This window comes from Photorhabdus bodei, from assembly GCF_003287735.1.
GTDB lineage: Bacteria > Pseudomonadota > Gammaproteobacteria > Enterobacterales > Enterobacteriaceae > Photorhabdus > Photorhabdus kayaii.
On record NZ_NSCM01000123.1, the window covers coordinates 1 to 1,456 of the forward strand.

At 56.0% G+C, this 1,456-nt stretch carries 2 protein-coding genes; one reads left to right on the plus strand and one right to left on the minus strand.

The genetic code is table 11. The features are described 5' to 3' along the window. Window positions 1-113: 113 nt before the first annotated feature. Window positions 114-554: a hypothetical protein gene (locus CKY02_RS26850; RefSeq protein ID WP_420899245.1), complete on the minus strand. Its 441-nt coding sequence runs from the start codon at window positions 552-554 to the stop codon at window positions 114-116. 710 nt (window positions 555-1,264) lie between these two features. Between CKY02_RS26850 and CKY02_RS24180 the strand changes: the two genes are divergently transcribed. Continuing rightward, on the plus strand, window positions 1,265-1,456 hold a 192-nt coding region (locus tag CKY02_RS24180; RefSeq protein WP_146747496.1), incomplete at its 3' end, for a hypothetical protein.

The following is a 1,456-nucleotide window of genomic DNA, read 5'->3' on the forward strand; positions in this document are numbered from 1 at the left end:
TTCCATACTTCATCTGTTAACATAGTTCTTGGCATGATGGTGAGGTAGAGTCGTTTTTTGGCGAAAGCAATTATACCCCATCATCATGCTGTTCAGTAATTCCTCTCAAAACGTCAACAGCCCCTAGGCATTCCATCGGAGTTTTTAATTCCAAATGTATTAGTTCTTTTATCGTAAACAAGAGTGTCTCCATTAGCTCTGTGCTTTCTTAATAGGGAAGGTGATGGATCATTTAGAAACCTATGTGCGCTTTCTACATATTGTTTGGCATTTTGATGCTCAGGAAATTCTGCTTTATGCTTAACCCAGTGACCATAAGCATTCTCTACTGATGAACTCCTTTTCGTGGCAGTCCAAATCGAGGTTTTATTGGCAATTTTCTCAATTGCACTGTAGTTGCCCGGCAGGATAATCCCAGCAGCAAACAGTCCACCCGCAGCCCATTTCTCTCCTGTTGTAGCACAATCACTGGTAATGGTCTTGAACGTGTCATAGGCGTCCCAAGCGCTCAAGGCAAATTCAACAGCAGCATAGGCCCCCAACAGAAGCGGCACAAACTCCCCTGTTGGATCTGCATTACCTATCGGGTTGCTCAGCGCATAGGCATAGGTGTTAATCCCACCAGCCAGCCCAATCGGGTCTTAGGGACTATCCCGACGCCATCATACCGTTGAGCGGACTTTCCCCCTTGATTTAGCAGCCTTTTTCTCTGCCGCTTTTTCCCACCCTGTTAAAGAACCTATCAACTCGCCCCGACGGGCACCTGGCCGATTTTAGCTCACTTTTTCCCCGATGTCAGTGCCGGGTTTCGCCCCGCTTTTTCTGCCAGAACCGTGTTTTCTCGATAACCCGGGGCGGCGGGGCAGCTTGCCTGCGCCGCTGACGCGGGTTGGCCGGGCGCGGGCTGGCGAAGCCCGCAGGTAAAGCTGTTCAGCAGGGAAGCCCCTGGGGGCTGCACGGGGCGGAGATGGCGAGCACGGGAATGAGCAAGGAGCCTGCGACTGCGAACCGGGCGCAGCCAGTGCAGCAGGGTTGGGGCGGGGGCAATAAACCGCGGCCAGCCTGCTGGCCTGCTTTCAGGGCTGTTGACCCTGACGGACTGACCGGCAACGGCTTAAGGCGGATGTTGACACCGGAGCCGCCACGGATGGCGGCGACTGCGGCGGCGGGATTTTGCATTGCGGCTGACAGCAGCGGGCGCAGCCCGGTGCGCCACGGGGGCTAAGAAGCTCAACCCGGCGGCCAGCCGCTCACCGGGGGTGAGGTGACCGCGCAGCGCCCTTCGGTGGGCGGCGCCGACATAATGTTTGTTAAGCGAGGTGGGCCGTTCAGGCCCATTGCGCTTAATGCCACATTATGTTCAATGGCGGCTGACCGGCAACGACGGTCACAGAGAACGCCGAAGTTCAGCGCCGGGCGGCCGGCATTTACTGCCGGGCACGCCGAAGGTAGGGAG